Origin of the sequence: Parabacteroides sp. AF39-10AC, assembly GCF_003635405.1 — a bacterium.
Taxonomy (GTDB): domain Bacteria; phylum Bacteroidota; class Bacteroidia; order Bacteroidales; family Tannerellaceae; genus Parabacteroides; species Parabacteroides distasonis.
Window position 1 is genome coordinate 174270 of record NZ_QTLP01000012.1, and the last position, 8796, is coordinate 183065.

General features: G+C 41.5%; 5 protein-coding genes. 3 read left to right on the forward strand and 2 right to left on the reverse strand.

All coding sequences use genetic code 11. From position 1 onward, the window contains the following. Positions 1–456: 456 nt before the first annotated feature. Entirely contained in the window at positions 457–741 is a 285-nt protein-coding gene (locus DW033_RS12865) for a LysO family transporter (protein ID WP_172718840.1), read from the forward strand. After that, the gene (locus tag DW033_RS12870; RefSeq protein ID WP_048927869.1) at positions 731–1354 is read left to right on the forward strand and encodes a lysine exporter LysO family protein; all 624 of its coding nucleotides are present in this window, start codon (positions 731–733) and stop codon (positions 1352–1354) included. The genes DW033_RS12865 and DW033_RS12870 overlap by 11 nt, the downstream gene beginning before the upstream one ends. Before the next feature lie 233 nt (positions 1355–1587). On the opposite strand, the gene DW033_RS12875 is transcribed toward DW033_RS12870, so the two are convergent. Continuing rightward, a complete protein-coding gene (locus tag DW033_RS12875) occupies positions 1588–5040 on the reverse strand; it encodes a DUF6383 domain-containing protein (protein WP_048927868.1) in 3453 nt (1150 codons plus the stop codon). Between the two features lie 808 nt (positions 5041–5848). Here DW033_RS12875 and DW033_RS12880 point away from each other — a divergent pair. Further along, positions 5849–6736 carry an Rpn family recombination-promoting nuclease/putative transposase gene (locus DW033_RS12880; protein WP_005860923.1) on the forward strand — a complete coding sequence of 296 codons (888 nt, stop codon included), beginning with the start codon at positions 5849–5851 and terminating at the stop codon, positions 6734–6736. Positions 6737–6825: 89 nt separating this feature from the next. Here DW033_RS12880 and DW033_RS12885 read toward each other — a convergent pair. Next, the coding region (locus tag DW033_RS12885; RefSeq protein ID WP_122382808.1) for a histidine kinase at positions 6826–8796 on the reverse strand (1971 nt) is incomplete at its 5' end.

Genomic DNA, 8796 nt, shown 5'->3' on the forward strand with positions numbered 1-8796 from the left:
CAATCTTTTCTTTTAATCATATCTGTTCTATCCGTTTTTAGTTGGCCCAATAGCGGGTAGGACCTCAAATGTACATAAAAAGATCCAAAATCCAAGTCAAGTCCCTTATATATCCGATCCTAGAAAAAGTTTTAGAATCTCTAATTTATTACTACCTTTGCGCCGGAAATCAAACAATGATACAAATAAGATGAACAAGAAGCTTCTGAACAACTCAAAAAGATGGTATACCCGGGCTTTCTCGGGCAATACGATCGTGCATGTTCATTGGTTCAGCGGTTTTGTCTAAATCCATCCATACTCTTCTTGAGAGGACTTCTTTTTATAGTTCTCTTCTTACACCTACATCTAGGTCTTAATTGCACTCAAGTTTAACTTCTGCGGAAAAGAGGGAGTATTCGTATGCTTCGTTTCCGGGGAAAAGATGTCTTGCGCATCTCAAAATACAATATGCTTATGTTTATCATTCTAGGTCTATTAGGTCTGGGGATAAGCGTCGGTTATTTATGCCGACACGTCCCCGCTTTCAAGGGATTGGAACATTCCATCTCTTATACGATTTTCGCGATGTTGTTCATATTCGGTATTACCATAGGAGCCAACCAATCTTTGCTGAATAATATTGGTGAGTTTGGAATACAAGCAGCCATACTTGCTATTTGCGGAGTATTGGGAAGTCTGGTAGCATCTTTTATCGCTTATAAATTATTTATCAAGAAAGGAGGTCTCAATGAAAAATAACCTAATCGTTATCTTATGTTTCACTGCGGGAATCTTTTGCGGAACCTTCGCCAACACGACTATCTCCACGTATTGCGAAAAACTACCGCAATTCTTGCTATACGCCCTCGTTATCCAAGTAGGATTGAATCTGGGAGCAAACGCCGAATTAGGAAAGATGATAAAGGATATCCGGTTTTCCAGTTTGCTACTGCCGTTCTTTACGATCATCGGCACGTTAGTATTCTCTGCGGCGGCAAGTTTGTTATTGACCTCGTGGAATATATATGATTGTATGGCTGTAGGAAGCGGATTCGCTTATTATTCCTTATCCTCCTTGCTTATCGTACAACTGAAAGAGGCGTCGGCAGGGATAGAGATCGCTTCGCAACTTGGGGCTATCGCATTATTGGCTAATATCATCCGGGAAATGTTAGCTTTATTCGGGGCACCGCTGTATGCCTCTTTCTTTGGTAAATTCGCTCCGGTATCCGTGGCGGGAATCAATTCCATGGATGTCTGCCTTCCGGTTATCAGTCGGTATTCCGGAAAGAATATCGTACCTGTGGCTATTATCCACGGGATTATCCTCGAGATCAGCGTGCCGTTGCTTATCTCGCTCTTTTGCAAGTAGAAGCAGGATTTATCCTCAACACCCGCTATAAACACTAAAGAGGATGCGTACATTATATCGACGCATCCTCTTGTTCCTTTATCCGTACTTCCTCCTCACGGAGGTACTTACGGACCTCTTAATTTATTACTTTAGTATTAATATTAATCCAACTCCCGCCTGTTCATCCGTCACGGATTACTTGGATCGATACCCGCACGGGAATTGTATGATTATCTTATTTTGTTAAATTCTTATTTAACGATAGCCTTAACAGCTTCCTCACCATCAACAGCCACTGCTACGATACCGGCAGGCACGGAGATTGTAGCGTTATCGGAAGTAAGAACGGTCTCAGCGATTACCTTACCCAAGATATTCGTGATAACTACAGACTTACCAGCTGCGCCTTGAACGGTTACGGTACCGTTACCGGCTACTACAGAGATACCTTCTACAGTATCGATTGTTTCGTTATCTGTTGCGATATCATCACCTTGCTCCACATTGAAGATCAAAGCATCGTCACCACCTGTATTCATCTCATCGAAATTAGAAGAACGATCATCAGACAGAACTAAACAACCATTCTGCATTCTCAACCAAGCCGCATATGTAGGAGCGATGTCACCCATAGCAGAATTATTGTAACCAGAAACATGTTTACTCTTCATAGACTCGAACAAGAATGCTCTATCAGCTTCTACCTCATTAGCGGCAACTTCCTTGTTTACGAAACGCATAGACCAAGTCACATACTTATGGTTATCACCAGATAAGATATATTTGTGTGAAACAAATTCATCTTCAGATACTCCAGCCTTCTTAGCCGCAGTCCAAGCATCCTCCTCAGCCTTGTTCAAATCAGCGAAGTTGATCTTCTCGTTCGGTAAGTTCTTGAACTCATCTCTCAAGATATACAAAGTATCAGCTACACGGATAGCTTCCACGAAACCTGCACGATCATATTTCTTCCACATGTAGTCAGCATCTTGCTCCCCATTTGATAATGTTGACCAACCATATTTATTAGCGAAATCATGGAAATTGATCAAATATTTACCTCTTTCAAAGCCCGGAACAGCCGGTTTTGCGTGAACGCAATGCCATTTATCTGTCGGTTTACCTTCTGCGGTAAAGTGATGGTCATCTTCCGTACAAGGTACGCCTTCAACTCCTTCGAAATCATTACGATCAATAGAGATCAAATATTGAGGCTTGATATTACCAGAACCACGGTTTACCCATGCGGTATCAACGATGAATGACAAACCATCCTCAGTCTTATCCGGAGTATAAATACCTAAGAAGTCAATACCTTCTTTCATGAAGTTCTTATTATTCTCAACCTGCAAGTATTCTTTACGGTATTTCTCGATAAAACGTAAAGTATCGGCCTTGTCACCTTCATTACCTTCAAGTTCAAGAGAACTGAAACGACGGTAAAGCGGAGTGTTGTCCGGTTCGATAGCGAAAGCAGAAGTACGAGTCTCGCCTAATACTTGATTCTTCAATGTAGCGGCACCATCATAATCGGATACTCCAGCTTTCTGATAACCTAATACATATTTTGTAGCATTAGGATAATTATCATATGCAGCATTAACAATCGCATAATAGTGCTTTCCACTGATATGGTTGTTTTCTTTGAAGAATGCATAATAAGTCGTATAAGATTGCTGATGACCAGTAGCACTAGAACCTACATTAAACTTATCTTCCTTATTAACTTTCCATTCATTAAGTTCACCTTTACCATCTTTATAAGAAACCTCATAAGCAGTTCTCACTAGAGTCTTCAAGCCTTTAATACGATTCTTAGCCACATCATCGCTAACCTTATAACCGTAAGGGATATCTACAGTCGCAAATATCTTTGAGTTATTATACCAACGCTCAGTCAATGTATCAATTACGAAAGCATCTTTTCCATCCAACACAGTCAACGTAGAGTCTGTAGATTTAGCGATGTATTTATCCGTAGCATAAGGATGCCAATAGTTAAACGTATATTTGTTAACCAACAAAGAATCTTTCTCCAACTTTCTGTAACCTAAATACGGATCAGAAATAGAAGCTGCCGGAACTTTCTCGAAGAACAAAGAATCTATACCGACAGAGCCATACTCCGCTGTAAGTTTATCTCCATATACAAACATATAAGAACCACCCTCTGCCTTTCTTAACTGAACAGTAGAATAAACAGCAGTCTTATATGACTCCATCTGGCCATCACCATCAAAATCCGCATTTATAACTTTATCTGCGAATTCACGGTTAGAGATAGTAACCGGAGACACAGCCTTCACTTTATCATTACTTGTATTTTTCTTCAATACAACCCATTGATAAGCTGGCATATGAGCAACACTCTGCTCATCCTCATTCACGGTTGTCCAACGGATAGTACCATTCTCATAGATAGGAGAAGCTAAATACTGTCCTTGTTTATTCTTGATGAAATAAACACCATCATCAACGGAAGTCTTGGATGAACCCTTTTCCTCACATCCGCTAAGACCCAAAGAAATATGAGTGTTCTGGTCCTCCGGATCAACTGTCAAAATACAAGTTTCATCTTTAATCAAGTCTTGCAAAGAGACACGCCAGTACTCATGCTCGTTAGCCGGATTAGCCGTAACGTGCGTATTCCAATACTTGCCATCATTATTCCAAGTAACTTTTTTCACATAGATGTACAAGCTATCGCCACTCGGAGAATAGATAAATTTGAACTTGTGCTGAGCACGTAATTCAGAGCTAATAGAACTGTAAGCATCAGCTTTATCCTTTGCTTTCTCTGTCCAACCGTAAGCTAAGAACTTTGTACCTGTCTCATTCGTATAAGCCGTATCAACTTTCAAATAAGCGTCTTTATCCTTTTGCTTGATGAAAAGCCATTTGTCATTATCTTTATCCTCCGCGATAAACTTCTGCTCATTGAACGGATTCTTCAAGCTAGTACCTTTCACGTCCGGAGTGAAAGTCAATTGTACTCCAGCCTCGTTATCTTGAAGAAGACCCAACTTCGTATTTACTTGATCTTCACTCAATGCGATTTGTGCCGCACCAACCAAAGCAAAGTTAGTCACATCAGCGGCGTTTGAAGTGGCATCTATTTGATTAGCACCCCACTTGGCAACCTTAACAGCGCCGGTAGCAGGATCCGCTTTCAAACCAACAATTGAGTCCGTTGAGAAATAAGAATACAAAGGTCTCTTTTCTTCCAAATCTTTGTATGAGCGAGAGAATGCCCAACCTGCGATCTCACCACCTAAAACAGGTTTCCAAGCACCATTCATACCATTCTCAGTCTTCTCATGGCCAGCCATTGTCAAATCCAACATAGTTCCAGACAATTTATTCTGGAAGTCATAAATAGGAGCTTGACCTTGGTTATAATTAGAGACAGAAACACACCACAATGTAGCCTCTAAGTTATTCTTAGCTTCGCTTGCACTATAAACACGTAGTTCATAATCACCTGTTCCACGATTTAGCTCCATCGCAAGATAAGCAGGAGTAGTGCCATCCATGACCTTCAACTGATAAAGACCAGAATTAGCTCCCTCCTTCAAACCGCCTAAACGCCATTCTTGACCCAATACAGTTTCCGGGTCTACTCGACTTGGTGTAGTCTGTGCATTAACAGACATAACACTTAACAGCGCCATACCTGCCAAAAGAGTAGAAAACTTCTTGTTCATAAATTCAAAATTTAATATTAATAATAGTGTTAATTAAAGTCCATCCCGTCGTTTAGTACCCTTGTTTTACTCGAAAACGACTAGTCTAAACGATCGTTTAGATCTTGCGTTTTTTAGACGCTTGAGCGGGAGGTTCGTTGAAGGAATCGCTTGTTTGGTAAATGATAACCTATCCTATTGATAAGAAAGAGGATAAGTGAAAAAAAAATAGCTCGGAAGGGTTGCAAGTATCGAAGAAACGCGTACCTTTGCAAATGACTAAAAGAATCGATCGTTTAGACTAGCCGTTTCTATCTATTATATAATGTACGCATGTACATTATATATGGTATCCATCCATAACCGCATAATAAATACAAAATACAAACATTCACATGCAATCATTGCAAATACTACAAACGTATAATCCAAGGCTTGTCAAGCCATAAGCTTACGAGTTGAGAAGTGATTAGTTATTCACTTGGAGAACTTTATGCTAGCGGCTTAGTCTATTATTTAATGTTATCTTTATACGTGAAAAGAATAAGTCAACCATACCAAATTTGATCTCTTAAAAAGTACAATAAGCCTAATATTTAAAGATTGTTATTTATATTTCTGATAATCAGCGTATAATAAGAATTGATCAAAATGGGAGCCGATTACTATCCATAGTATTTTGCACTACTATTAATACTAATCGTACTTTCTATAAATAGTAAAGCTGACTACCATGAATCTGCTTTTTAAGAAATATACAATAAACAGGATGTGCGATACGAAAATAAACCTTACCTTTGGAGCAGTAATCACCTAAAACCATTTAACTATGGCACAATACGTAGACATCATGACTGATGCTGGATTTAAGGCTGTCTTCCAAGACAAGCAAGTTACCATCAAGTTCCTTAACGCCGCCCTAGCCGGCGAACGGCAGATCAAGGACATCACCTACCTCGACAAGGAGATCAAGCCAGAGACCGTCGAGAACCGTACCATCATATTCGACCTGCTCTGCGAGGACGTGTCCGGGGCCAAGTTCATCCTAGAGATGCAGAATTGTCCCCAGCACTATTTCTTTAACAGAGGTTTTTATTATCTTTGTCGCATGGTGGCCCGGCAAGGACAAATCGGCAAGCAATGGCAATATCGGTTGCTACCCATCTACGGAGTCTATTTCTTGAATTTCAAGTTGCCGGAGTTCACAGACTTCCGTACGGATGTTGTCCTCGCTAACGAGAGGACGGGAAAGGTGTTCAATGAGATCAAGATGAAGCAGATCTACATATCGTTCCCGTTATTCAGTTTAAGCAAGGAGGAGTGCAAGAGCTCCTTCGAACGTTGGATTTATACATTGAAGAATATGAACCTATTTGAACAATCTCCCTTCAAGGAGGAACAGGAGACCTTCCTTCGCTTACTGGACGTGGCGAACGTCAACTCACTCAGCGAAAAAGAACGTGCGATCTACGAGGAAAACCTAAAGAATTATCGGGATTGGTATGCGACCATCGATTACGCACAAACGGAAGGGATTGAAAAAGGAATGCAGGAAGGAATGCAAAAAGGGATGCAGAAAGGGATCGAGAAAGGGATCGAGAAAGGCCGTCAAGAGGAAAAACTCCAGATAGCCCAAAAGATGAAGGAGCAAGGACTTGACTCCGAACTTATCGCCCAATGCTCCGGACTTTCTGTTGAAGACATTGAGCGACTATAACCCGAATCAACCGATTCAATTCGATCCGGGCCGCTTCCATCCACTATCCGGAGGAAACGGCCCGGATTACTTTCGTACATTCACGATACCTAGAAAGCGTAATTAAAATCCAACGGAATAAAGAAACTGACGATTGTTCCGCTCCCCATCCCCTTCTCCTTGCTTTGGACCGAATATGTGATCTTCTCTTTATTTCTCCTATTCAACAATAGGATCGTACGGTAAAGGACTTTCGTTCCCATCCCCGTACCGTTATGTCCCGCATTCGTAAACAGACGATACCCGGGTCCATTATCCTCTATACGGATATGGATGCCTTTCCCGTCGCGCTCCACGAAAACAGATAATCGCTTCTCGCCCTCGATCGCACACAAGCCATGTTTCACGGCATTCTCTACGGGTATCTGGATCAGCATGGCCGGGAGATAGATTGCGTCCGTGTCAAGGGAGGGATCGAGATTCCATTCCAGACGGAAGTCCGGCCCTAATCCTTGCGCCTGCAAATTCAAGTAAGTCCGGACAAAGCGTAATTCTTCCTCCAACGTGATACTAAGCTTTTCCGTGATCTCCAAACTACTACGTAACAACTCCACCAATCCGGAAAGTTGCGTACGGCGGGAACTTCCTTCTTCCTCCGAGCTAATCTCCCGGTTCAATATATTGAATATAAAATGAGGGGATACACGGTTGCGAATACTCTCCATCTTTAACTTCGTCACCTGATCGATATGGCTTAACCATTGGGCATGCCGTTTACGTTTCATAAAGTAATAAGCCATGCCGCTGACGATCGACAAGATCGCAAAAAGCAAGATCCAAACCCAACGGCTCATTTCCAAGTATTCCATCCGGCCGGCCTGTTGTTTAATAATAGCCTCCCGCTTGAGTAAAGTCGTATCTTGGCTATAACGCATATCGATCTCGGTGACACGCATCTGGGTCCGTTCGCTACGAATATTGTTCTCAATGACGCTATTCTTCGTTTGGTACTCATAGGCACGCCTAAAATCGCCCGTGGTAGCGAAATAATTCTGCAAGTTCTTATTACGGATCGCTACCATCTTGGGATCTATGCCTACCGTATCCGTGTAACTCCTCAACAATTGATAAGCCAGCCCGGAGTTCCCCTCTTTTAAGGCTAGCGAAGCCTTCAAGGTCGTCAAATGGTACAAGGCCGTCTTATTATTATAGGTATGGAAGTACCTAAACCCTTTTTCCAGATAAAAACGAGCGGAATCCAACTGATTCAGACATAGATAGATCTCCCCTAAATTGATCTCGCATACGTTAGTATAGAAATCCATATGAGTAGGACGTACCACCTCACGGGCTTTCAAGAACCAAGGAAGCGCCTTCGCATACTCTTCCTTGTAATAATAGTAATTTCCCCGGCTATTGCAAAAGGTGAATTTCTCGCTCAAGTTACGAGAATCCAGTTCTTTCTCCGCCAAACGGTAAAAGTGATCGGATAAGTCAAAGTCCCTCAATTCCATATACGTCTCGCCCAAACCAAAATAAATAGGAAAGGACATCCGATCCATAATACCCAATGAATCACTCACGAAAAGAGCTTGGCGAAAGTAGCGGGCTCGCTGATCGTAAGCTCCTTTCCGGGTATATATATCCGCTATATTGATATAAATATCCGGGATTTTATGCTCCATCTCACTCTGCCGGATCTCTTGATACGCCTCGGAATAGCAAAGGAGGGCCGAATCCGTTTTATCCAAAAATGAATAATAATTGCCAACCGTATTTTTCAACGTCCCTAAGAGTCCATGTATCTTGGGAGACATCGGTACACGGTCGCAATAATCTATAATTGACCGATGTAAAACAAACCCGGAATCATATACACTATTTGCAAAATAAATCTGGCTTTTAACCGCAAGTAATTTATAATATTTATCGCTATCTTTAGTTAGACTTAAAGCTTCATCCAATGCGGAATGAGCATATCGAGGATTCCGGTAAATCGAATCCATAGCCATATGTTCCAAAGAGTCAATCGGCTCACCCGATAAATCAGGGGGAAAATTCTTTAATTCTATAGAAAATTT